The organism is Limnohabitans sp. Rim47 (assembly GCF_001517545.1).
Lineage (GTDB): Bacteria > Pseudomonadota > Gammaproteobacteria > Burkholderiales > Burkholderiaceae_C > Limnohabitans_A.
The window spans coordinates 506,259-530,558 of sequence record NZ_FBYA01000002.1; the positions used below are offsets into that span (position 1 = coordinate 506,259).

Genomic DNA, 24,300 nt, shown 5'->3' on the forward strand with positions numbered 1-24,300 from the left:
TGTCATGCAAAAAATGCATGAATCAATGCGCTCAGCGGGACGAATGAACAGAGGCCGCTCTTTGCGTCAAATGCAGCCACAACTGCTGAGCCGCGCCCGGCTCCAAGTGTTTGGCATTCGGTTTTTCACGGTAAGCCCGGACCTCCATGGTCAGCGCAAGCGCGTTCCCTTCAGGCAAACCCACCTCGACCAATGCGCCCGCTTGGACTTCTTTTTTAACGGCACTGCGCGGTAAAAAAGCAATGCCATGCCCTTCCATGGCCATGACCTTCAGGCCTTCTGCCATGTCGGTTTCATAAACACGCTCAAAGTGAATGGGGGTTTTCGATTGCTTGAGTATCCAGTCGGTGATCCCCCCCAAATAAGCCCCCGGCGCATAACCCAAATAGGGCAAAGGCCACGCCACCGTGCCGGGCAAATTGAAAACAGCCAAGCCATCCGACCCCGCTTTGGCATAGGGCGCAATCACCTCTTGCCCCAAAACTACCATTTCGTAACGCTCGGCATCAAGTTGCAAGGGCTGCGAGGGATGGTGGTACGTGATCAAGAGGTCACAACCACCTTCGACCAAGCGCATGGCGGCATCGTGCACGTTCAGGGCGATCAAACGACTTTTGATCGGACCAAAACCTTCGCGCAAGCCCGCGACCCAAGATGGGAAAAAAGTAAACGCCAAGGTGTGCGGGACCGCGAACTCGATAAAGTCCTGTCCGGCCGAATTGTGGCCACGCAGCATGGCTCGGGTGTTCTGCAAAGACTGCAACACCTCGAGCGCCTGGGCGTACAAGGTCTCACCCGCTGGGGTGAGTTTGGTGGGGTAAGAGCTGCGGTCCACCAAATCAGCCCCTGCCCAAGCCTCCAGTGACTGGATACGCCGGGAAAAGGCGGGTTGCGTCACATGCCGCAACTGCGCTGAGCGGCTGAAACTGCGGGTTTCAGCCAAGCTCACAAAATCTTCAAGCCATTTGGTTTCCATGGGCGAAGATTATGGGGCCGCAACACGCCCCTGCAGGTCGGAGCTCAAGCCAGCGTCTTGCAATCCGTTCACTCTGCCGATTGTTGCAGTGCCCACATATTGGCATAGCGCCCTTGCAATGCCAGCAAAGTGGCGTGGTTGCCGCGCTCGATGATTTGCCCGGCATCCATCACCAGAATTTCGTGCGCATCGACCACGGTGGACAAACGGTGCGCGATCACCAAGGTGGTTTTGTTTTGCGCCACACTGGCCAGCTCGGCCTGAATGGCCCGTTCGTTGGCCGAGTCCAGCGCCGAAGTGGCTTCGTCAAACACCAAAATCGGCGGGTCTTTGAGCAAGGTGCGGGCGATGGCCACGCGCTGTTTCTCGCCGCCTGAGAGCTTCAGCCCACGCTCGCCCACCGAGGTTTTGTAGCCCTTGGGCGTAGACGCGATGAAGTCGTGGATGCGGGCAGCCCGCGCTGCGCTTTCGATGTCGGTCTGGCTCGCACCAGGGCGACCATAAGCGATGTTGTAGGCCACGCTGTCGTTGAACAAAACAGTGTCTTGCGGCACGATGCCAAGCGACTTGCGCACACTGGCCTGTGTGACCTGACGGATGTCTTGCCCCGCGATTCGGATGAAGCCTTGCTGCACGTCGTAAAAGCGGAACATCAATCGCGCCAATGTGGACTTGCCCGAACCCGAGGGGCCAACGACCGCCACAGTCTTGCCAGCCGGAATGGTGAAGCTGATGTCCTTGAGGATCGGGCGGTCGCTTTCGTAGGCAAAAGACACGCGGTCAAACACCACATCGGGCGCACCTTGCAAGGCCAGCACGGGCGCACCCGGCGCATCGGCCACTTCGCGTTCGCGGTCCATCAGCACAAACATCTTGTCCAGGTCGGTCAGGCTTTGCTTGATCTCACGGTAGAGCACGCCCAAGAAGTTGAGCGGGATGTAAAGCTGGATCATGAACGCGTTGATCATGACCAGATCGCCCAAAGTCATGCGCCCGGCCACCACGCCTTCGGTGGCACGCCACAGCATGGCCACCAAGGCAGCCGCAATGATCAGCTGCTGCCCGGTGTTGAGCACCGACAACGTCGTTTGTGCCTTGAGCCGGGCCACGCGCAAGCGCTCCAGGCTTTCGTCATAACGCCCAGCTTCAAACACCTCGTTGCCAAAGTATTTGACGGTTTCGTAATTCAAAAGCGAATCGATGGCCCGCGTGTGGGCTGCCGAGTCAAACTCGTTGGCTTGCTTGCGAAACTGGGTCCGCCACTCGGTGATGCGCACCGTGAAAAAGATGTACAAGGCCAGCGCCAGCAGCGTGATGACCGCGAACCAGGCATCGAATTTGACCGCCAAAATGGTCAACACCAAGCCCACCTCGATCAGCGTCGGGATGATGCTGTAGAGCGAATAGGAAATCAGTGATTCGATGCCACGCACGCCACGCTCGATATCGCGGGTCATGCCTCCGGTCTGCCGTGCCAAGTGAAAACGCAGACTCAAGGCGTGCAGGTGCTCGAAGGTTTGCAGGGCGATGCTGCGCGATGCACCTTGCGTGGCCTTGGCAAACACCAGCTCGCGCAACTCGGTGAAGGCCGAAGTCAGCAAGCGCAAAGCGCCATAGCCCACCAGCAAAGCCACGGGCACCACCAGCACCGCTTGCGGGTCGCCGGGTTTCAAGCTCATGGCATCGACCAACTCCTTGAGCAGCAGAGGCACGCTGACGTTGGCCAGCTTGGCACCGACCATCAGGCTCAAGGCGATGACCACCCGCCACTTGTATTGCCAAAGGTAAGGCAACAGACGCGACAGGGTTTGCCAATCGCCGCCCGCGGGTGGCTGGGGCACATGGCCTGAGACAGGCACAGGCTGGGGCGTGGCAGAAGAAGCAGGGGCAGCAGGTTCGCCGTGGTGGCGCATAAGGGACAATCCAGTTTTTAGTTCACCCGATTGTGCCCATGTCTGAAACCCTCCGCCCTCACACCGTGGCTTTGCCCACAGACCAGGAATTGGTGCTCAAGGTCATTCCCATGCCCGCCGACTGCAATGCCAGTGGCGACATTTTTGGCGGCTGGGTCATGGCCCAAGTCGACTTGGCCGGAGCCGTGCTGCCTGCAAGGCGCGTGCGGGGTCGCATGGTGACGGTGGCGGTGAACGAATTCATCTTCAAGCAACCGGTCAAAGTGGGCGACATTTTGTCGTTTTTTTCACGCATCGTGCGGGTGGGCCGCACATCGGTCACGGTGAAGGTCGAGGTGTTTGCCGAGCGGTTTCAGCTGCAAGGCCAGTACATCAAGGTGACCGAGGCCCATCTGACCTATGTGGCGGTGGACGAGCAAGGCCAACCACGGGCCGTACCGGCAGAATGAAACGCTGAGCCAAGTCGGCACCCAGCGTCAGTACCTTGCAAAGCCGTCCCGGCCTGCGTTCATTCAGACACAGATCATTGAAACAAAGCGCCAGCGGCGCGATCAGGACACGATGTAGGCGGCAGCGCCGGTGGACATCAAGGTGCCGTCCGGACCACAAAACTCCATGCGCGATGACCCCACCCGAGAGCCCACGCGCAGCGCATGGGCCGTGACGGTGAAATGCTCGCCAATGCCGGGGCGCAAATAGTCCACCCGCAAGTCAATCGTGCCCAGCTTGGCAAAACGCTCCAATCGCTTGGCGGGGGTCTCATCCATGTGCTTGGCGGCCAAGGCCGCCATCACGGCCGCACTGCCGATGGCATCCAGCACCGCACTGATGACACCGCCATGGATGCGGTTGTAGGCAAAGTGCCCCACCAACTCGGGCCGCATGTCGATGCGGGCCTCCACCCCTTCGGGTGTGACTTTCACCAGTTTGAGCCCCAGTGTCTTGTTGAAGACGATTTTTTCTTCGTAAATCTGGCGAAAGCCCTCGAGGTATTCGGGCTCAAAGACAACGGGTGAGTTTGTGCGATGGGGCATCTGATTTGCAGGTCGGTGGCTTTGGCGCTGCGCCCAAATTTAGAGCTTCGAAAAATCAGGCTTGCGCTTTTCCATGAAAGCCCCAAAGGCTTCTTTGGCGGCCGGCTCTTTCAGCATACGGCCAAAGCTTTTGCCTTCTTCGTCCATTTTTTGCAGCACCTCTTGCTGGTAGCCACCTTTCATCAAACGCTTGGTCTCAATGAGTGAGGACAAGGGTTTGGCAGCGAGCTTGCGTGCCTGTGCTTGGGCGTAGCCATTGACTTCGGTGGGCGGCACGACACGGTTGACCAGCCCGACTTCTTGGGCACCCTCGGCAAAGAAGGGGTCACCCATGAGCAACGCCTCGGCCGCCCGGTGATAGCCAAACATGCGCGGAGCCAGCAGGCTTGAGGCCGCTTCGGGGCAAAGACCCAAGTTCACAAAAGGCATGGAAAACGCAGCGTTGTCGCCTGCGTAAACCAGGTCGCAATGAAACAGCAGGGTGGTGCCAATGCCCACGGCAGGCCCGGCCACAGCGGCCATCAGCGGCTTTTCAAATGTCGCAATGCCACGCAAAAAACGGAAAACGGGCGAGTCTTGTGTGCTGGGCGGCTGGTTCAAAAAATCACCGATGTCATTGCCCGCACTGAAGACGCTTTCATGGCCCTGAAACAGCACCACCCGCACACGGGCATCCGCTGCAGCTTGGGCCACGGCGTCGGCCATGGCGGCGTACATGGCCGATGTGATGGAGTTCTTTTTGTCCAGCCGGTTGAAGGTGATGGTCATCACCCCGGCGTCGATGTGGGTCAGGATGTCAGACATGGTGTTCCTTGTGTGTGGCGGTGAGTGTGGGTCCGCGCAAAAACCGGTTTACTGAACCCGAATCCAGGTTTGGGTGCGTCCCAACAGGGGCGTACCGATGTAACCCCGGACCTCGAGCTTTTTGCCACCGTCAATCGGCGTCAAACGCAGGCTGTAGTTTTTGCCGTTCTCGGGATCAAGAATTTTCCCACCTTCCCACACCATTTTGCCGTCGCCTTGTTGACCGCCCCGGATGATTTCCATGCCGATTTTCGGCTTGTCTTTGCGGTCATCGGTGCACAAACTGCAATGGGTCTCAGCGCTGGGCGTGGTCAACAACGATTTTTCGACCACACCCGACAGGCTTCCGGCCGCGTTCTGGCTGATGCGAATCTCTGCTTTGGGCTGCTTGCTCTCGTCGTCAATGCTGCGCCACAGGCCCACCGGGCTCATTTGGGCTTGGGCGGCCAGGGTCAGCAAGCCGAGGCTCAGGGTCAGTGCGGTTTTGATCATGGTGTTCTTTCTGTTCAGATAGCTGGCCTTCATGCCAGTGCCGCGTCGGTGTCCATGAGCACATCGCTGCCCGCACGGATGCGGCGCATCAGGCTCGAGGTCTCGGGCATCAGGCGGGTGAAGTAAAAACGCGCCGTCTGCAATTTAGCTTGGTAGAAGGGGTCTGGGCGTTGGGCTTCTTCTTCGGCTTCGGCCAATTTCTTCAAGGCGATTTGTGCCGAGCGAGCCCAGAAGTAAGCCAGCACCAAGTGCCCCACCACGCGCAAGTAATCCACCGCAGCCGCACCCACTTCATCGGCATTGCTCATGGCTTTCATGCCCACTTCACCCGTGAGCTGCGTGAGCTTTTGGCCCAGATCGGCCAGTGGTTTGATGAACTCGCCCATGGCTTCGTTGGCCATTTCGGCCTTGACCAGTTGCTCGACCAATTTGCCAAACTTTTTGAGCGATGCACCCTGGTTGCCAAGCACCTTGCGACCCAGCAAGTCGAGCGACTGGATCGTGTTGGTGCCCTCATAAATCATGTTGATGCGGGCATCGCGCACAAACTGCTCCATGCCCCATTCCTTGATGTAGCCGTGACCACCAAAGACCTGCTGGCAGGCGGACGTCGCCTCCCAGGCGTTGTCGGTGGTGAAGGCTTTGACGATGGGCGTCAGCAAGGCCACCAGCTCGGCCGCTTCGGCACGTACCGCTTCGTCAGGGTGGTTGATTTCTTTGTCGAGCAGCAAGGCGCAATAGCAAGCCAGAGCGCGGCCACCTTCGGCGTAAGCCTTGGCCGTCAACAGCATGCGGCGCACATCGGGGTGCACGATGATTGGATCGGCCGGCTTGCCTGGCGCTTTAACGCCTGTCAGTGAACGCATCTGCACGCGGTCTTTGGCATAGGCCAAGGCATTTTGATAGGCCACCTCGGTCAGTCCCAGTGACTGGTTGCCCACGCCCAAACGGGCCGCATTCATCATCACAAACATGGCGGCCAGGCCCTTGTTGGGCTGGCCCACCAGAGTGCCCACTGCCTCGTCGAGCACCATCTGGCAAGTGGCGTTGCCATGAATGCCCATCTTGTGCTCAAGGCCACCGCAATAAATGCCGTTGCGCTCACCGATGGCGCCATCTGCGGCCACCTTGAACTTGGGCACCAAGAACAGACTGATGCCTTTGCTGCCGGGCGGCGCATCGGGCAGACGGGCCAACACCAGGTGCACGATGTTGGCGGCCAAATCGTGCTCGCCTGCGCTGATGAAAATCTTTTGACCGGTGATGCGATAGGTGCCATCGGCTTGCGGCTCGGCCTTGCTGCGCAGCAGGCCCAAATCGGTCCCGCAGTGCGGTTCGGTCAGGCACATGGTGCCGGTCCACTCGCCACTGGTCAGCTTGGGCAAATAAAGGGCTTTTTGCTCGGGCGTGCCGTGAGCGTGCAGAGCTTCATAAGCGCCATGCGACAGGCCGGGGTACATGGTCCAAGCCTGGTTGGACGAGTTGAGCATCTCGTAAAAGCACTGGTTGACCACAAACGGCAAGCCTTGCCCGCCAAACTCGGGGTCACAGCTGAGTGCAGGCCAACCGCCGGCGACATATTGCGCGTAAGCCGCTTTGAAACCATCTGGCGCCTTCACGTCATGCGTGTCGCGGTTCAATGTGCAGCCCTGCGTGTCGCCTGAGATATTGATCGGAAACACCACTTCGGCCGCAAACTTGCCGCCTTCTTCGAGCACCGCATTGATGGTGTCGACGTCGGTTTCGGCATGCTTGGGCAAGGCCTTGAATTCGTCGGTGACATTGAGCAACTCATGCAAGACAAACTGCATGTCGCGAAGGGGCGGGTTGTAGACAGGCATGAAGACTCCTTGAAAATGAAGATCGGGGGGGTAAAAGCAAAAATCAGTGGTCGCTGTTCTTGCGCTGCGTCTTGGCCAACGACGCCCATTGAGCGGACGGGGCTGCAACGTCAGGGGTTTTGACTGGCGCCGGTGTTGGCTCTGTGGCGTAGCGCGCCAGAATGTGCGAGAACCCTCGCCTTGCGCGGTCGGTGGCAGCGGGGTTGCGCAAAAAACGCGCCTCGTAGTGCAAGGCCAAAATCAAGCCATGAATTTCGAAGGCAATCTGGTGAGCATCTGACTCTAGGCTCAATTGCCCTTCGGCCTGCGCCAGCTCGACGGCACGGCGCAAGGCCGTTTGCCAAGTGGTCACCGATGAGGCCAAAGCATCGCGAACAGGGCCCATACGGTCGTCAAACTCGACTGCGCCACTGATGTAAATACAACCAGAATCGATTTCAGCGGAGGTCTGCACCATCCAGTTGTCGAACATGGCTTGCAGTCGCGCCACGCCTCGGGGTTTTTGCATGGCGGCGTAAAACACCTCTGCCTCAAAACGGTCGTGGTATTCGCGAATGACCGAAATTTGCAGCTCTTCACGCGAGCCAAAGTGCGCAAAAACGCCCGACTTGCTCATGCCCGTGACCTCAGCCACCGCCCCAATGGACAGCCCTTCAAGCCCAATTTGCGAGGCCAGGCCCAACGCGGCATCGATGATGACGGTCTTGGTTTGCTGACCTTTGATGAGCACTCGCCGACCCGCTTCTGGAACGGGCAAGCTTTCTACTTTTTGGGTTTTTTTGTGATCGGTCATGGTGCATCAAAAAAGAACGGTCGTTCTATTTTGCACCAAAATTTTGCAAAAGACCAAACCACTTGGGCAAGCAAGGGTAAATCAGGGGCAACAACCGCCACAACAAGCCGCGCATGCGGGGGGCGCTATAGACCCCCGATCAGGTCGGGGGTGACAAGCAACGGCCCGAGTGACAAGCAACGGCCCGAGTGACAAGCAACGGCCCGAGTGACAAGCAACGGCCCGAGTGACAAGCAAAAGCCCAAGTGACGAGCAAAAGCCCGAGTGACAAGCAACGGACACGTGCAAATTCAATGTCATACCCGGCTTGACCGGGTATCCATGCTCGCCAAGCAGGATCTCCCAGGTCAAGTCGAAAAACATCAGGCTTTGAAAGCCACCACTTTCTGGCTTTGCTCACCCAGGCCATCAATGCCCAAGCGCATCACGTCGCCACGCTTCAAGAACACAGGTGCGGGCTTGCCGTCTTTTTTGATGCCCATGCCCACGCCCGGAGGGGTGCCGGTTGTGATGATGTCGCCGGCCTCGAGGGTCATGAACTGGCTCACATAGCTGACCAGTTTGGCCACGCCAAAAATCATGGTCTTGGTGGTGCCGGTTTGCATGCGCACGCCGTTCACGTCCAGCCACATGCCCAGGGCTTGCGGGTTAGGCACTTCGTCGCGCGTGACCAACCATGGGCCGACGGGGCCGAAGGTGTCGCAACCCTTGCCCTTGTCCCATGTGGCGCCGCGTTCGAGCTGGTATTCGCGCTCGCTCACGTCGTTGATGACGCAATAACCAGCCACGTGGTTCAAGGCATCTTTTTGCGACACATAGCGTGTGCGCGTGCCAATGACGATGCCCAACTCGACCTCCCAGTCGGTCTTCTTGGAGCCTTTGGGCAGCATGACGTCATCGTCTGCGCCCTGAATGCAAGAAATGGCCTTGGTGAACACAATCGGTTCAGCCGGAATGGGCATGCCGGATTCGGCCGCGTGATCGGCATAGTTCAGGCCAATGGCAATGAATTTGCTGGTGTACGAGATGGGCGTGCCAAAGCGCTTTTTGCCGCGCACCAAAGGCAGCTTGTCGGTCTTGACTTTGGCCAGCTTGGCCAGCGCCTTGTCGTTGAGCAACTCAGGGGAAATGTCTTTCACCACGCCACTCAGGTCGCGCAAGCGGCCATCGACGTCGATCAGACCTGGTTTTTCTTTGCCGGGTTGGCCATAGCGAACGAGTTTCATAAAACCTCTCAGTGTGTAAAAAATCAATAAGTCGAACGGCCACCCGACAAGTCAAAGACCGCGCCGGTGGAAAAGGAACATTCTTCGGTGCTCAACCAGGTCACCATGGCGGCGACTTCTTCGGGCTCGCCAAAGCGGGCCATCGGAATCTTGGACAACATGAACTGGATGTGCTCTGGCGACATTTGATCAAAAATCGCCGTCTTGACAGCCGCCGGGGTGACACAGTTCACCCGCACCCCCGTGTCGGCGAGCTCTTTGCCCAGCGATTTGGTGAGGCCAATGACGGCCGCCTTGCTGGCACTGTAAGCGCTGGCATTGGGGTTGCCGTCCTTGCCCGCAACCGAAGCGATGTTGACGATGCGACCGTAGTTGCGCGCCTTCATCTGGGCGCTGAGTTCGCGGCAGCAATAAAACAAACCATGCACATTCACATCAAACACCTGCTTCCAAGCGTCAACCGGGTAATCCCACACCTTGACATTGGGGCCGGTGATGCCAGCGCTGTTGACCAACACATCCACATCGGCCAAAGCGGTGGTTTGCGCCGTGGCTTGCACCACCGAATCGTGGCTCGTCACATCGACCTGCACCGTGTTGACGACAGCGCCTGGCTGTTGCTTTCGCAGTTGTTCGGCGGCGACGATCATGCCCGCCGCATCGCGATCCCAGACCGTCACTCGGGCCCCCGAAGCCAGCATGCGTTGGGCAATGGCAAAACCCAAGCCAGTGGCTGCGCCCGTGATGACCGCGTGGCGGCCTTTCATGTCCAGCAAATTCATGTCTGTCTTTCTGAAACTCAAATGGTCATGCCACCATCGACCATGTAGGCATTGCCCGTGGCGAAGATGGATTCGTCAGAGGCCAAGAAGGTGACGATGGGCGCGATCTCTGCCGCCTGCGCCAGTCTGCCCATGGGCTGGCGGTTGATGAAGTCCTTGCGCGCCTGCACCGGATCGGCGTAGCTGTTGATGCGGTCTTGCAGCGAAGGGGTGTCCACGGTGCCAGGGCAAATCGCATTGCAACGGATGCCCTGGCGTACAAAGTCAGCCGCCACACTCTTGGTGAGGCCAATCACTGCGGCCTTGCTGGTGCCGTAGATGAAGCGGTTGGGCAAGCCCTTCACGCTGGAACACACGCTGGCCATGTTGATGATGCTGCCGCCACGGCCGTCTTTCTCGAACTGCGCCACCATTTTGGGAATGGCCGCCTGAATCATCCAGAACTGCGAACGCACGTTCAGGTTGAACGCGAATTCCCACTCGTCGTCTTTGGCCTCCACAATGCTGCCGTTGTGCACAAAACCTGCGCAATTGAAGATCACATCGATGCGGTCCATGCTGGCCACCTGGGCGGCAATCGCGGCTTTGTCAAGCACGTTGAGCACGGCGGTGTGCACATTCGCCACGCCTTGGTAAGACTTGAGCAACTCGGCATTCACATCGGTGGCGTAAACGATGGCGCCTTCTGCGGCCATGGCCAGCGCAGCAGCCTGGCCAATGCCTTGCCCAGCGGCGGTCACCAGCGCGGTTTTTCCTTTGAGTCTCATAGTGCCTTGATCTCCAGATAAGTGGTTTGTCTTTGTGTGATGGCGGACCAGTCCCAGGCAATGCCCAGACCTGCGGTGTCGGGTGGATGGGCGAAACCATCAGACACCCGCATGCGCGAAGTGGTGATGTCGTCCAGTTGCGGAATGTATTCGACCCAAGTGGCGTTGGGCACGGCGGCGCAAAGGCTCACATGCAACTCCATCAAGAAGTGAGGACACACCGCCACGTCAAACGTCTCGGCCAAATGCGCCGTCTTGATCCAGGGCGTGATGCCGCCAATGCGGGCTACATCGGGCTGCACGATCGAGCAAGCGCCCTGCTCCAGGTATTCACGGAACTGCATCGGGTGGTACATCGACTCGCCCACCGCCACCGGAATGGTCGTGTGCTCACGCAACTGGCGGTGGCCCGACACGTCTTCGGCAGGCAGCGGCTCTTCCATCCACGCCAGCCCCAAACCATCAAACGCCCGCGCCCGGCGCACGGACTCGGCGCGGTTGAAGCCCTGGTTGGCATCGGTCATCAGCTCAAACGCTGGCCCCACCGCATCGCGCACAGCGCTCAAGCGGGCCACGTCTTCACTGACATGAGGACGGCCGATCTTGATCTTGGCCCCTTTAAAGCCCTGGGCTTGCGCCTCCAGGGTCTGATCCACCAGCGCCTCAGGCGACAAATGCAACCAGCCGCCTTCGGTGGTGTAAAGCGGTACGCGTTTTTGCGCACCACCCAATAACTGCCACAGCGGCAGGCCTTGGCTTTGCGCGCGCCAATCCCACAAGGCGGTGTCGACACAGGCCAACGCCAGACTGGTCATCGCGCCCACGGCCGTGGCGTGGGTATGAAAAAACAAGTCTTTCCAGATGGCCTCGACCATCACCGGATCGCGACCGATCAAACGGGGTGCCAAGTGGTCCTTGAGCAAAGCAAGGACAGAAGAGCCCCCCGTGCCGATGGTGTAGGCGTAGCCCGTGGCCGCAATGCCGTCGCTGCAGTGCAGGGTGAGCAAGATGGTTTCTTGCGTCACGAACGACTGAATCGCGTCGGTGCGAAGCACCTTCGGCGGCAAATTCACTTGCCGTAGGCTGACGCGGTCAATGGTGACTGAGGACATCGGAAAAATGCAGCAAGTTAGAAAAAGTCAAGACCTTGAAGATCGCATCCGGTCCACACCACAAGAGATCGTTTTGCGACCTCTGACATGCGGGTTTGTGCGGAGTTGAAATGGCTTGACGCGGCAAATGTGAACATGTGATGATTGTGCAACTGGTCTGACCACTTGTCCAATTCACGTTATCCCTGATTCGCCAAATGCCCATACAAACCGTTGAACCCCTGCGCCTGTACCGCCAGATTGCCGAGCAACTGAGGCAACTGATGGCGTCTGGCGAATTCGCAGTGGGTTCGCGCTTGCCGGCCGAACGCGATCTGGCGTTACAACTGGGCGTGAGCCGTCCCTCGGTGCGCGAAGCACTCATTGCACTTGAAGTCGAAGGCATGATCGAAGTGCGCATGGGTTCAGGCATTTACGTGCAAAACATCAACTCACCGCACAACAAAAGCAATGGCGCTCAAAGCGATGCCCCGGCCGAGTGGGGCCCCCTGGAAGTGATGAGCGCCCGAATTCTGGTCGAAGCCGAAGTGGCTGCCTTGGCTGCCCAAAACGCCCAAAAGAAAGACTTGCAAGTCATCCGAGCAGGCTTGCAAAAAATGAAACTGGAAGCCGCCCGCGACGAAGTCCCTCGCTGGGGCGATGAAGCCTTCCATGAGGGCATCGCCAAAGCCTGCGGCAACGGCGTGCTGCTCGACACCGTGCAACGTTTTTGGCTCGCCCGCAACGGCCCCTTGTTTGAACGTCTGGGCGACTATTTCGAGCACCCCGCTTCTTGGCAAGCCGCCATTACAGAACACCAGGCCGTGCTGGACGCCATCGAAGCGCGTGACAGCGCAGGTGCACGCAAAGCCATGCAAAAGCACCTGAAACAAGCCCACAAAAGATACAGCGCGAGCTGGCGCCGCGCTCCCGCCCGCTAGGGGTATACCGTTTTTCGCGTCAGCAATTTTCAAAAACCACAAGGAGACAACGATGAGCAAACGATTCACCCTGAAAACCCTGGCCGCATTGGGCGCTGTTGCGGTCGGCTCTGTGCTGATCAGCACAGGTGCGCAAGCGCAACAAAAACTAAAGTGGGCCCACGCCTACGAAACGTCTGAGCCGTACCACATCGACTCGGTCTGGGCCGCAGAAGAAATCAAAAAACGCAGCAACGGCAAGTTCGATATCCAAGTCTTCCCTGCCTCTACTTTGGGCAAAGAAACCGACATCAACCAAGGGCTGACCTTGGGCACGGTGGACATGATCATCAGCGGCACCTCTTTCGCTGCACGCACCTACCCTCGCTTTGGCATTGCTTACTACCCCTTCATCTTCCGTGACGGCGACCACCTGATCGCCTACTCCAAGAGCCCACTTTTCCAAGAGATGGTCAATGACTACCGCGCGAAAACAGGCATCCAGGTCACGGCCTACACCTATTACGGCGCTCGCCACACCACTGCACAAAAAGCCTTCACCACCTGCGAAGGCATGAAAGGCCTGAAGATTCGCGTGCCGGATGTGCCTGCTTACACCGCCACGCCAAAATCTTGCGGCGCCAACCCCACGCCCATCGCATTTGCCGAGGTGTATCTGGCCCTGCAAAACGGCACCGTAGAAGCGCAGGAAAACCCACTGACCACCATCGAGGCCAAGAAGTTCTACGAAGTGCAAAAAGCCATCATGCTGACCGGCCACATCGTGGACGGACTGACTACCCAAGTGGCCCCTCACGTCTGGAACAAACTCAGCGATGCCGAAAAGAAAATGTTCACCGAAGTGACGCAGGAAGCCGCCAACCGATCGACTGGCAAGATCAAAAAACGTGAAGCCGAGTTGGTTGACGAGTTCAAGAAAAAAGGTCTGCAAATCGTTCAAGTGGACCGCAAGTCGTTCCAGGACGCAGTGCTCAAAAACGCACCATTGGAGTCGATGGGCTTCACCCGTGCTGACTTCGACAAGATCCAAGCCGCCAAGTGATCTTTTGTCCGTGCGCCCCGCACGGATTGAGCAGATCAGGCCCACAGGGGTCTGGTCTGCGCCAGTTTTTGAATCCAAGGACCCGCCATGAGTGAACTCCCCGATCTCGACGCCATGCCCAAAGTCATGGGCGACGATGGCCAATTCCACGCCACCGACGATGAAGTGGATCTGTCGGGCACGCCCATTGAAGCCTGGGTGGCATTGGCATTTTTCTGGACCTTGGGTCTGACGGTTTTTTACCAATTTCTGACACGTTACGTGATGAACGATTCGGCTTCATGGACCGAAGAAATTGCCCGCTATTTGCTGATCGCCACCGTCTTTACTGGCGCGACCATTGGCGTGGCCAAGAACAACCACATTCAAGTCGATTTCTTTTACCGCTTCATGCCCACATGGCTGTCGCGCGCCATGGGCACCGTGGTCGACGTGATGCGCATCGCCTTTTTCGCCGCCGCCACCGTCCTGACAGGGCAAATGATGGAGAAACTGGGCAACTACAAGATGACCATCATCGACTTGCCCATGAACCTGATTTATGGCGTGGTGATGGTCGGCTTTGCCACCATGTGCCTGCGCGCCATCTGGGTGGCCCGCGTGCATTGGCAACGCGGCTATACCGTGCTGCAACGCCCCGAGTCTGAAATGACTGACCGTTGAAACCGCCCCTCTAGAAAGTTCTCCCATGCTCAAGATCCTTTTTCTGATTCTTATGAGTGGCGGTATCCCGGTGGCGATTGCCATGGCGGGCGCGTCCTTGCTCTATTTGTTTTTTGTCGAAAGCTCTCCGCCGTTTGTGGTCATCCACCGCATGGTCTCGGGCATCGACAGCTTTCCGCTGCTGGCCGTGCCCTTTTTCATTTTGGCCGGCAACCTGATGAACAACGCGGGCATCACCAACCGCATCTACAACTACGCGCTGGCCCTGGTGGGCTGGCTTAAGGGTGGACTGGGCCACGTCAACGTGGTCGGCTCGGTCGTGTTTGCCGGCATGAGCGGCACAGCCATTGCCGATGCGGCAGGGCTGGGCACCATCGAGATCAAGGCCATGAAAGACCATGGCTACAGCACCGAATTTGCGGTGGGCGTTACGGCCGCATCGGCCACGCTCGGCCCCATCATTCCGCCGAGCTTGCCCTTTGTGATCTACGGCATGATGGCCAACGTTTCCGTCGGTGCCTTGTTTCTTGCAGGCATCCTGCCCGGTATTTTGATGGCCGTGTTGATGATGCTGACTGTGGCTTATTTTGCGCACAAAAACGGCTGGGGTGCGGACGTCAAATTCGAGTGGTCCAAAGTCATCAAAGCACTCATCGAAACTGCTGTGGTGATCGTTTGGCCCCTGTCTATTTGGTGGCTGGTTACGGCCATGGGTGCGCCACCGCAAATCACCGTATTTGCAGCCTTGTTCATCTTGTTCGCCGCCGACAAATTCTTCAACTTCCAGGCAGTCTTGCCCATCATGACGCCGGTACTGTTGATTGGTGGCATGACCACGGGCGTCTTCACCCCCACCGAAGGCGCAATCGCCGCTTGCGTCTGGGCCATTGCATTGGGTTTCTTTTGGTATCGCACGCTCAACTTCAAAATGTTCGTGAAGATTTGCCTCGACACCGTAGAGACCACGGCCACCGTGCTGTTCATCGTGGCTGCGGCCAGCATTTTTGGCTGGATGCTCACGGCCACCGGCGTGACCACCGCCATCAGCGCCTGGGTGCTGGGTTTCACACAAGAGCCATGGATATTTCTGCTGTTGGCCAACTTGCTGATGCTTTTTGTCGGATGCTTTCTGGAACCCACAGCCGCCATCACCATTCTTGTGCCAATCCTGGTGCCCATTTGCCAGAAGCTGGGCATTGACCTGGTGCACTTTGGCCTGGTCATGGTACTGAACCTGATGATTGGTTTGCTGCACCCGCCTATGGGCATGGTGCTGTTTGTGCTGGCCCGCGTGGCGCGCCTGAGCGTCGAAGCCACCACCCGCGCCATCTTGCCTTGGCTGTTCCCCTTGCTGGGCAGCTTGGCCGTCATCACCTACGTCCCCAGCTTGGTGCTGTGGTTGCCCAAACAATTTTATTGACCCTGTGGCACAACGGCTCGGCGCCGTCCCCAACCGATTCAAAACATGTCCCATTCTTTCATCCGTTTACACCCAGCCGATGACGTGGTCATCGCCCGCGCTCAACTCATGAGCGGCAGCGCCGTTGACGGTGTTGCCGTACGTGGGCTCATACCGCCCGGCCACAAAATCGCCACTCGCGCCATTGCTGCAAACGAGCCCGTGCGCCGCTACAACCAGATCATTGGTTTCGCATCGCAAGCCATTGCGCCGGGCGAACATGTGCACACGCACAACCTGAACATGGGCGCCGAAAAAGGCAACTTCGAGCGCGACTACGCCATCGGGCAAGACGTCAAGCCCGAACCCGTGCGCAAACAGGCCACCTTCATGGGCTACCAGCGTGCGGACGGTCGCGTGGCCACGCGCAACTACATTGGTGTGCTGTCCAGCGTCAACTGCTCAGCCACCGCTGCACGCGCCATTGCCGACCATTTCTCCAAGCGCAACAACCCACAAGCGTTGGCCAACTTCCCCCATGTGGATGGCGTGGTCGCCTTGACCCACGGCACTGGCTGCGGCATGGACACCGAAGGGCTGGGCATCCAGCTGCTCGAACGCACTTTGGCCGGTTACGCCACGCACGCCAACTTCTGGGGTGTGGTCGTCGTGGGCTTGGGCTGTGAAGCCAACCAACTCAACACCTGGCTGGCACACAGCAGCCTGCGCGAGGGCGACACACTGAAAGTCTTCAATATCCAGGACACGGGTGGCACACGCCTCACTGTCGAAAAAGGGATCAAGCTGATCGAAGAAATGCTGCCCCGCGCCAATGCCATCACGCGCCAGCCTTGCAGTGCTGAACACATCACAGTGGGTTTGCAGTGCGGTGGATCGGACGGTTATTCGGGCATCAGCGCCAACCCGGCGCTGGGTGCGGCGGTCGACCTGCTGGTCCAGCATGGCGGCACCGCAATCCTGAGCGAAACACCTGAGATTTATGGGGCCGAACATTTGCTCACACGACGTGCCGTCAAGCCCGAAGTGGCGCACAAACTGATCGAGCGCATCAAATGGTGGGAGAACTACACCGCCATCAACGGCGGCGAAATGAACAACAACCCCTCGCCCGGCAACAAGGCCGGCGGCCTGACCACCATCCTTGAAAAGTCGCTCGGCGCCGTGGCCAAAGGCGGCACCAGCAACCTGCAGGCGGTTTACGAATACGCCGAACCGGTGCAAGCCAAGGGATTCGTCTACATGGACACGCCAGGTTACGACCCCGTCAGCGCCACTGGCCAAGTGGCAGGCGGTGCCAACCTGATCTGCTTTACCACCGGTCGCGGCAGCGCGTATGGCTGCGCGCCTTCGCCCAGCCTGAAGTTTTCGACCAACACCGCGCTGTGGAAAAAACAAGAAGAGGACATGGACCTGAACTGCGGTGAGATCGTGGACGGCGGCGTGAGCATCGCAGAAATGGGCCAGTGCATTTTCGAAATGATCCTGGCCACCGCTTCGGGCGAACCCACCAAGAGCGAACGCCACGGCTACGGGCAAAACGAGTTTGTGCCATGGCAAGTGGGCGCGGTGATGTGAGCGCCCCCTCGCTCGTCATCCCGGACTTGATCCGGGATCCATGTGGTCTAGCGCCATGAGCAACCCTCAAGATGGACCCCGGGTCAAGCCCGGGGTGACAAGAGTAAATCAATGACTGATAAGGATCCCCATGAGCCAACGCATCCAGGCCACCGATCTGCGCCAACACATCACCCGCATCATCGCCATGACGGGCAGCACACCGGCTGAAGCCGCGCAGGTGGCCGACAACTTGGTGATGGCCAACCTGAGTGGTCACGACTCGCACGGTGTCGGCATGGTGCCGCGCTATGTGGACGCCGTGCTCGAAGGTGGCTTGAGTCCCAACACCGGCGTCAAGGTCTTGCTTGACACCGGCCCACTGTTGAACCTGGACGGCCAGCGCGGCTATGGCCAGATCACTGGCGTGCAAGCCATGCAAATGGGCATTGATCGTGCCAAGCAACACGGGGTATGCACCGTGGCCCTGAGCCGCTCGCACCACTTGGGGCGCATCGGCCACTTTGCCGAAATGGCCGTGGCACAAGGTCTGGTGTCGGTGCATTTTGTCAACGTGCTTTCGCGCCCCGTGGTCGCGCCTTTTGGCGGTGGCGATGGGCGCTTTGGCACCAACCCCTGCTGCATCGGCGTGCCCATGGGCAGCCGCGCACCCTTTGTGCTGGACTTTGCCACCAGCCGCGTGGCACAGGGCAAGATGCGCGTGGCGCACAACAAGGGCGAGCAAGTGCCACCCGGTTATTTGATTGACGAAAATGGCCACCCCACCACCGACCCGGGCGTGGTGGTGGTACCGCAGACCAACGGTCTGTTTGGCGCACTCATGACCTTTGGCGACCACAAAGGTTTTGGCATGGCCGTGGCCTGCGAACTGCTGGGCGGCGCACTGACCGGCAGTGGCACATGGCATCGCGAAGCCGACCAGCAACGCGCCGTGCTGAATGGCATGCTGACCATGCTGATCGACCCGGTGCGCCTGGGCACACAAGACATGTTCGAGCAAGAAGCCCTGGCCTTTGCCGACTGGCTGCGCCAAAGTCCCGATGCCCCGGGCAGTGACGGCGTGCACATGGCGGGCGAACCCGAACGCACTGCCCGCGCCGAGCGCGAACAAAACGGCATCTGGATCGACGACACCACCTGGGCCGAGATCGAGGCATCCGAACAAAAACTCCAACAGTCGCAAAAGACTTAACCAGACAACGGCGACGCTAGACCCAACTTAACAACTGTCACCTCGACCCCAACTTAACAACAGCCCCCCAGCCTCAACGTATCAACCGTCACCCCGGACTTGATTCGGGGTCCATCCCCACAATTCATGCAACTTTCAGCCCTCACTTTGACATCGCTTCCCGCGACCATCCAGACCCCGACGTATGACCGCAGCACTGTCGCGCCGGGCGTGGTGCATTTGGGCCTGGGTGCTTTCCACCGAGCCCACCAAGCCATAGTGTTTAACCAGTTGCTGACCGGTGGCGACACGCGCTGGGGCATCCACGGCGTGGGCATGACAAGACCCGACCTGGTGAACCAGCTCAAAGCACAAGACGGCCTGTATGCCGTGCGCATCGCCGATGCGAACGGCGTGAAGTGGCAAGTGCCCGGCGCCCTTTGGCGCATGAACGTGGCCGCCACCGAACGCGATGCGGTGGTGCAAGCCATTGCAGCACCCAGCACCCGCTGGGTCACACTCACCGTGACCGAAAAAGGCTACACACCCGCGCTGGGCCAGCTGCTGCTGGACGGCTTGCGCCTGCGCCAACAGGCTGGCCTGCCCGGCCTCACCATCGCCTCATGCGACAACTTGCAAGGCAATGGCCACAAGCTGCAAGCCTTGGTCAAAGCTGCGATCCAAGCAAATGACACTGCACCGCAAAATGCAGCGCTGCTGTGCTGGCTGGACGCGCAATGCGCCTTTCCGTGCAGCATGGTCGACCGCATCGTGCCCGCCGCCACGCCCGAAGTGTTGGTCGCTGCCCAAGAGGCACTGGGCCTGCAGGACACCTGCGCCCTGAGCACCGAAGGGTTTTGGGAATGGGTGATTGAAGACCGGTTTGCCGACCCGCTAGATGCCGCCCTGCTGCAAAACACGGGCGTGCGCGTGACGCGCGATGTGCACAGCTACGAAGAAGCCAAACTGCGCATGCTCAACGGCAGTCACACGGCCATGGCCTTGATGGGTGCCGTGACCGCGCGGCCCTATATTGCCAGCTGCATTGGCGCGGCACACATCAAAACATTTGTTCACCAACTGATGAGCAAGGAAGTCGCGCCGCACCTGAGCCGCAGCGACTGGGCCGAGTATCGCGACGCCCTGATTGCCCGCTTTGCCAACCCGTATCTGAAGCACAGCGTGCACCAGATCGCCACCGACAACTCACAAAAAATTCCACAACGCTGGCCACCCTCGGTGCTGGGGCAAATCGCCAAGGGCGCTTCGTTTGACCACCACGCACTGGCAGCAGCGGTGTTTTTGCGCTACACATTGGGTGTGGACGAAAGCGACCAGACCTATGCGCTGAACGACCCGCAAGCGGCAAGCCTGACCGCCCTGGGTGCCGCCCAGCACAGCGAAAGCGCCGCGTGCGTTCGCGCCTTACTGTCCCGCGAAGACCTGTGGGGCAGCGCCCTGCCCAACAACACCGCATGGATCAACCGCGTCATGCACTGGCACCAACAAGTCCTGCAAAACGGTGTGGACCTCGCCATCCAGCAACTGCTCTCTCTTGAGGCCTGAGCCATGAAAATCACCGCCGCACGCGTCATTGTCTGCAGCCCAGGCCGCAACTTCGTCACCCTTAAAATCGAAACCGACCAGGGCGTCACCGGCATCGGCGATGCCACGCTCAATGGCCGCGAGCTGGCCGTGGTCAGCTACCTCGAAGACCACCTGATTCCCTGCCTAATAGGACGCGACCCGCAGCAGATCGAGGACATCTGGCAATACCTTTACAAGGGCGCCTACTGGCGGCGTGGCCCGGTGACCATGAGCGCGATTGCCGCGGTAGACACTGCGCTGTGGGACATCAAAGCCAAGATGGCGAACATGCCGCTGTACCAACTGTTGGGCGGGCGCAGCCGAACCGGGGTGATGGTCTATGGCCACGCCAACGGCCGCGACACAGCTGAGACGGTCGATGAAGTTTTGCGCCACAAAGAAGAAGGCTACTTGGCCATCCGTGCCCAAAGTGGCGTGCCGGGCCTGAACAAGGTCTATGGCGTCAGCGGTGCCAACAGCATGTACGAACCTGCCGACGGCAACCTGCCCAGCGAGCACGACTGGAGCACCGAAAAATATTTGCGCCACACGCCCGGTCTGTTTGAAGCCGTGCGGGAAGCCATAGGCCCCGACATCCATTTGCTGCACGACGTGCACCACCGACTGACCCCAATTGAAGCAGGCCAGCTGGGCAAAGCGCTGGAGCCTGTGCGCATGTTCTGGATGGAAGACCCGACGCCTGCCGAAAACCAGGACGCGTTTCAGTGGATTCGCCACCACACCACCACGCCGATTGCGGTGGGCGAGATTTTCAACAGCATCTGGGACTGCAAGACGCTGATCGAAAAACAACTGATCGACTACATCCGCACCACCGTGGTCCACGCGGGAGGCATCACGCACCTGCGGCGCATTGCCGACTTGGCCAGCCTCTACCAGGTGCGCACCGGCTGCCACGGCGCGACCGACCTGTCACCGGTTTGCATGGGCGCGGCACTGCACTTTGACACCTGGGTGCCCAACTTTGGCGTGCAAGAGTACATGCCGCACAGCGAAGAAATGCTGTCTGTCTTCCCGCACGACTGGCGCTTTGAGCGCGGCATGATGTATTGCGGCGAATCACCCGGTCACGGCGTGGACATCGACGAAAAGCTGGCCGCCAAGTACCCGTACCAAAGGGCCTATCTGCCGGTGAACCGGCTGCAGCACGATGGGACGTTGTGGAACTGGTGATGTTCGTTGATCTTTCGTGGGCTGCTTTACAGCGGGAGCGGTCATCGGCTCACATAGAAGATTGCCAGCTACCTGCAATGAACTGTCCCTCAAACACACTTTCACCAAGAGGTCATTCGACTTGCATAGCAAGCATAGAAAAGAGCGATTAAGTTTCTTCGAAACCTGCACCACCTTGGGTGGTGAATCACTCCGCTCATTCTCCCTGCGTGCAGCTACGTTTTCCTTGCGCTCTCCACGTAGTTCCGAATAAGGTACTCGTTGAAAAGGGGAACGGTGAAAGCAATGTCTCCGTGAGATGGGCTGTAGATCATGCCCTTGCTGATGATCTGTGCGCGCCGCGGCCCCAGGCTTTTATGGGTTTCTTTTAGTGCGTCTGCGACATCTGATGATCGATACGGCCCTGCACCAAGTTTGGCCATGGCGATAACGTACTCTCGTTCCTTAGGTGTTAAGCGATCAAATCGCACCTTGAAAAAGCCTTCGTCAAGCCGTTTTGTCGCCTCTCCTGCAGCCTTTGATGCATCCTCCAGCTTGATGAGCGGCCCCTCGGCGAGGTTCCAGCACTGATAGCCCCACTCCTGCAAAAAGTAGGGATAGCCTTTGGTCTTTGCAAGTATCTCTCTGATCGCGTTGTCGTCAACTCCCTCACCTTCACCCTCGATTGGCTGCCTAATTGCGATCTCCGCATCTTTATCCTCAAGCGCACCCACCGCAGGGTAGTGAAAGAGCCGTTCAGCATAGGATTTCGCATCGCCCGAAAGAGCCGCAACCTGTGGCAGCCCTGCACCGAAGAATAAAACCGGCAGGTCTTTCTGGTTAACCTTGTGTAGCGCAACTATCAGAGCTGCCAGATCTTTAGGGCGCAGGTACTGAACTTCGTCTATGAGAAGCGTCCAAGCCTTACCAGCGGCCTTTGCAGCCTCGCCTACGCGTACGAACAATTCGGGTAGATCAGCCTCCATATCGCCGCTATCTGCGACGCCTACTTCCGGATCAACTGAAATTGAAGCATCACCGTACGCGAGCTTGAACGTAGATGCGAACGAGCGAAGTGCCCGAAGAGCCTGATGGGCTTTGGCCTTCGCGTTCTCGGAAGTCGAGAGTTTTCGCAAGGCTTGATTGATCCGTGGCACCAGTAACTCACTGAGCGCCTTTCCCTCTGGCGCTTCGATTGAGGATGTAACGTGCCCCGCTGCTTCGGCTATCTCTTCGATTTTGTTCAGCAGCACCGTCTTCCCTACACCACGCAGGCCAAGCAGCATCTGTGAGCGACTAGGCTTACCTAAAAGCGCCCTTTGTATAGCTATCTGCGCGTCCTGAAGGATGGCTTCCCGTCCGGCAAGCTCTGGCGGTCTACTTCCAGCGCCCGGGGCAAATGGGTTTCGTACGGCGTCCATGGGATCTCCTGTGGAGTGAAGTCTATAAATTGCTATGCAAGTATATCTATATTACGTTAGACAAGCATAGAAATAGATAGAAGATTGGGTTCCTCACCCGTCCTGGATTGCTGTCTGGTCCCTCCATTAAGCGAATGTTTTTGGACTTGCACCGCAAGCATTAAGACGCCATTTATGTGAGACGTTGAAAGTCTGCATTCTCCACTTGCGACCGTCCGCTTTGGGTCGAGCACCGCCTAACGAATGGAAACGGCTGTGACCGCTCCCAGCCTCTAGCGGCCACCCCCCCCACGCACTGCGATGTCCAAACAACCCCAGCACCAAGCCGATTCATGGCACCAACCACTCCAATAAGCCAGCGGGCGTGAGTTTGGCCCTGCGATGTCCGTCTGGGCTCAATTCCAACCAGTCCATCGAGGACACTTTAAAGTTCAAGATCGCCAAATGGTCGGGCGTTACTTCTAAGTTGTCTTGCGGCATAAAAAATATAAGTCGACGTTGGAGGTCGCGGGAACAAGCAAGCCAGCACGACTTGATCAGATGCGTCTAAACAGTGGGCCGGGTTCGATCGGGTCGCAGTGCATCGGTTGCGATTTCATCAAGCGACAGGCGAACGCCCAGCGATCCGTTGCCCGATCGCACGGGTGATTTTTTCAGGCTGATCTCCATGTGCTTGATGGCTGGGTAGGCCGCACATGCACTTGCAATGCGCGTGATGAGCCGCTCCTGCGTTTCATAGTGACCGTCTGCTGCGAGTCGGTCGATTTCTAGCACCAGCGGGTCGTAGTCGAATACATGCGCCATGCCATCTTGGGAAATGACCACTTGATTGACCGCAATCCCAAGTGTCAAATCGAGCAGATGGACATCTGGCCTGGTGTCGTTGGCGCCATAAGTTCCGATGTCTGTTTTGAGCTGTAGATCTCTCAACTCAATGACCGCTGAGCTCGTGGGCTTCATGACTGAACCTTGTGAATGATGAATTTCATAAGGCCGTCGCTGGCTTCTTCGATCAAATCCAATACATGTTCAAACCCCTGCGCCCCACCGTAGTAGGGATCAGGTATGACCGAGGCCTGTGTTGTTTGTAAAAATTCAGCCAAACCTCGGATCTTGTGAAGATGCTGTGCGGGGCATCTTTCCTCCAAGAGCGCACGGTTGTCCCAATCCATCGTCAAAAGCAAATCAAACTCTTCAAAGTCACTTTCAACAACCGATCTCGCCCGCAAGTTGGACAGGTCATAACCTCTTTTGAGCGCATGCGTCTGGCTGCGTTCATCGGGTGGAGCGTTGGGATGGAAGTTGTGCGTTCCTGCTGAATCAATTTTGACCTTGTGCAAGACGTCTCGATCAGACAGTCTCTTGAAAAAAACAGCTTCTGCTGTGGGGCTTCGACAGATATTGCCCATGCAGACAAACAGAATTTTGAAATCAGCTTCGTTCATTTCTTGCTTTGTGTAGTGGCTGCCGTCTGCATTCAATCAATACAGCTTATGGCAAGCGACCACAACGTGACCTTCAGATCGGTGCTTTACCCCATTCAACACTGGGGCATTGGTGTTTGCAGGCACACTGCCTGCAAAGTTAC

23 protein-coding genes are annotated in these 24,300 nt (G+C 58.3%); 9 read left to right on the top strand and 14 right to left on the bottom strand.

Annotation, left to right across the window (positions count from 1 at the left end):
• Positions 1-31: 31 nt before the first annotated feature.
• Together BN3544_RS07355 and BN3544_RS07360 are read right to left on the bottom strand one after the other, a co-directional pair.
• Positions 32-976: a LysR family transcriptional regulator gene (locus BN3544_RS07355; protein WP_019430772.1), complete on the bottom strand. Its 945-nt coding sequence runs from the start codon at positions 974-976 to the stop codon at positions 32-34.
• A 68-nt stretch (positions 977-1,044) separates the two neighbouring features.
• On the bottom strand, positions 1,045-2,889 hold the full coding sequence (locus tag BN3544_RS07360; protein WP_019430773.1) for an ABCB family ABC transporter ATP-binding protein/permease: 1,845 nt from the start codon (positions 2,887-2,889) through the stop codon (positions 1,045-1,047).
• Positions 2,890-2,927: 38 nt separating this feature from the next.
• Here BN3544_RS07360 and BN3544_RS07365 point away from each other — a divergent pair, with 38 nt between their 5' ends.
• The gene (locus tag BN3544_RS07365; protein WP_019430774.1) at positions 2,928-3,338 is read left to right on the top strand and encodes an acyl-CoA thioesterase; all 411 of its coding nucleotides are present in this window, start codon (positions 2,928-2,930) and stop codon (positions 3,336-3,338) included.
• Between the two features lie 102 nt (positions 3,339-3,440).
• Here the strand turns inward: BN3544_RS07365 and BN3544_RS07370 are convergent, their stop codons facing one another.
• The 9 genes from BN3544_RS07370 to BN3544_RS07410 form a co-directional block, all read right to left on the bottom strand.
• Entirely contained in the window at positions 3,441-3,923 is a 483-nt protein-coding gene (locus tag BN3544_RS07370; protein ID WP_019430775.1) for a thioesterase family protein, read from the bottom strand.
• A gap of 39 nt (positions 3,924-3,962) precedes the next feature.
• Positions 3,963-4,727, bottom strand: a complete 765-nt coding sequence (locus tag BN3544_RS07375) for an enoyl-CoA hydratase (protein ID WP_019430776.1) — start codon at positions 4,725-4,727, stop codon at positions 3,963-3,965.
• A 48-nt stretch (positions 4,728-4,775) separates the two neighbouring features.
• Positions 4,776-5,219 carry a DUF2147 domain-containing protein gene (locus BN3544_RS07380; protein WP_026036796.1) on the bottom strand — a complete coding sequence of 148 codons (444 nt, stop codon included), beginning with the start codon at positions 5,217-5,219 and terminating at the stop codon, positions 4,776-4,778.
• 29 nt (positions 5,220-5,248) lie between these two features.
• Positions 5,249-7,060: an acyl-CoA dehydrogenase C-terminal domain-containing protein gene (locus BN3544_RS07385; protein ID WP_019430778.1), complete on the bottom strand. Its 1,812-nt coding sequence runs from the start codon at positions 7,058-7,060 to the stop codon at positions 5,249-5,251.
• Between the two features lie 43 nt (positions 7,061-7,103).
• Positions 7,104-7,853 carry a TetR/AcrR family transcriptional regulator gene (locus tag BN3544_RS07390; protein ID WP_019430779.1) on the bottom strand — a complete coding sequence of 250 codons (750 nt, stop codon included), beginning with the start codon at positions 7,851-7,853 and terminating at the stop codon, positions 7,104-7,106.
• Between the two features lie 362 nt (positions 7,854-8,215).
• On the bottom strand, positions 8,216-9,079 hold the full coding sequence (locus BN3544_RS07395; protein ID WP_019430781.1) for a fumarylacetoacetate hydrolase family protein: 864 nt from the start codon (positions 9,077-9,079) through the stop codon (positions 8,216-8,218).
• Positions 9,080-9,102: 23 nt separating this feature from the next.
• On the bottom strand, positions 9,103-9,861 hold the full coding sequence (locus tag BN3544_RS07400; protein ID WP_019430782.1) for an SDR family NAD(P)-dependent oxidoreductase: 759 nt from the start codon (positions 9,859-9,861) through the stop codon (positions 9,103-9,105).
• 17 nt (positions 9,862-9,878) lie between these two features.
• Positions 9,879-10,628, bottom strand: a complete 750-nt coding sequence (locus BN3544_RS07405; RefSeq protein ID WP_019430783.1) for an SDR family oxidoreductase — start codon at positions 10,626-10,628, stop codon at positions 9,879-9,881.
• Positions 10,625-11,740 carry a mandelate racemase/muconate lactonizing enzyme family protein gene (locus BN3544_RS07410; protein ID WP_019430784.1) on the bottom strand — a complete coding sequence of 372 codons (1,116 nt, stop codon included), beginning with the start codon at positions 11,738-11,740 and terminating at the stop codon, positions 10,625-10,627. Before BN3544_RS07410 ends, BN3544_RS07405 begins: the two co-directional genes overlap by 4 nt.
• 197 nt (positions 11,741-11,937) lie before the next feature.
• On the opposite strand from BN3544_RS07410, the gene BN3544_RS07415 reads away from it, so the two are divergent.
• The 8 genes from BN3544_RS07415 to manD all read left to right on the top strand — a co-directional run bounded on the left by BN3544_RS07415 (position 11,938) and on the right by manD (position 21,312).
• Complete coding sequence (locus BN3544_RS07415) at positions 11,938-12,660, top strand: FadR/GntR family transcriptional regulator (protein ID WP_019430785.1); 723 nt, start codon at positions 11,938-11,940, stop codon at positions 12,658-12,660.
• A gap of 52 nt (positions 12,661-12,712) precedes the next feature.
• Positions 12,713-13,702 carry a sialic acid TRAP transporter substrate-binding protein SiaP gene (locus BN3544_RS07420; RefSeq protein ID WP_019430786.1) on the top strand — a complete coding sequence of 330 codons (990 nt, stop codon included), beginning with the start codon at positions 12,713-12,715 and terminating at the stop codon, positions 13,700-13,702.
• 87 nt (positions 13,703-13,789) lie between these two features.
• Positions 13,790-14,365: a TRAP transporter small permease gene (locus tag BN3544_RS07425; protein WP_019430787.1), complete on the top strand. Its 576-nt coding sequence runs from the start codon at positions 13,790-13,792 to the stop codon at positions 14,363-14,365.
• Between the two features lie 25 nt (positions 14,366-14,390).
• Complete coding sequence (locus BN3544_RS07430) at positions 14,391-15,785, top strand: TRAP transporter large permease (protein ID WP_026036797.1); 1,395 nt, start codon at positions 14,391-14,393, stop codon at positions 15,783-15,785.
• Positions 15,786-15,830: 45 nt separating this feature from the next.
• Positions 15,831-17,360 (top strand): UxaA family hydrolase, encoded by a 1,530-nt coding sequence (locus BN3544_RS07435; RefSeq protein WP_019430789.1) that lies wholly within the window; start codon positions 15,831-15,833, stop codon positions 17,358-17,360.
• Between the two features lie 130 nt (positions 17,361-17,490).
• Complete coding sequence (locus BN3544_RS07440; protein WP_019430790.1) at positions 17,491-18,552, top strand: malate/lactate/ureidoglycolate dehydrogenase; 1,062 nt, start codon at positions 17,491-17,493, stop codon at positions 18,550-18,552.
• 126 nt (positions 18,553-18,678) lie between these two features.
• Positions 18,679-20,097 (top strand): mannitol dehydrogenase family protein, encoded by a 1,419-nt coding sequence (locus tag BN3544_RS07445; protein ID WP_019430791.1) that lies wholly within the window; start codon positions 18,679-18,681, stop codon positions 20,095-20,097.
• Positions 20,098-20,100: 3 nt separating this feature from the next.
• Positions 20,101-21,312 (top strand): D-mannonate dehydratase ManD, encoded by a 1,212-nt coding sequence (gene manD / locus BN3544_RS07450; RefSeq protein WP_019430792.1) that lies wholly within the window; start codon positions 20,101-20,103, stop codon positions 21,310-21,312.
• A 215-nt stretch (positions 21,313-21,527) separates the two neighbouring features.
• On the opposite strand, the gene BN3544_RS07455 is transcribed toward manD, so the two are convergent.
• The 3 genes from BN3544_RS07455 to BN3544_RS07465 form a co-directional block, all read right to left on the bottom strand.
• Positions 21,528-22,712 carry an ATP-binding protein gene (locus BN3544_RS07455; protein ID WP_019430793.1) on the bottom strand — a complete coding sequence of 395 codons (1,185 nt, stop codon included), beginning with the start codon at positions 22,710-22,712 and terminating at the stop codon, positions 21,528-21,530.
• A gap of 546 nt (positions 22,713-23,258) precedes the next feature.
• A complete protein-coding gene (locus BN3544_RS07460; RefSeq protein ID WP_019430794.1) occupies positions 23,259-23,672 on the bottom strand; it encodes a dihydroneopterin aldolase in 414 nt (137 codons plus the stop codon).
• A complete protein-coding gene (locus BN3544_RS07465; RefSeq protein WP_019430795.1) occupies positions 23,669-24,157 on the bottom strand; it encodes a low molecular weight protein-tyrosine-phosphatase in 489 nt (162 codons plus the stop codon). Before BN3544_RS07465 ends, BN3544_RS07460 begins: the two co-directional genes overlap by 4 nt.
• Positions 24,158-24,300 lie beyond the last annotated feature (143 nt).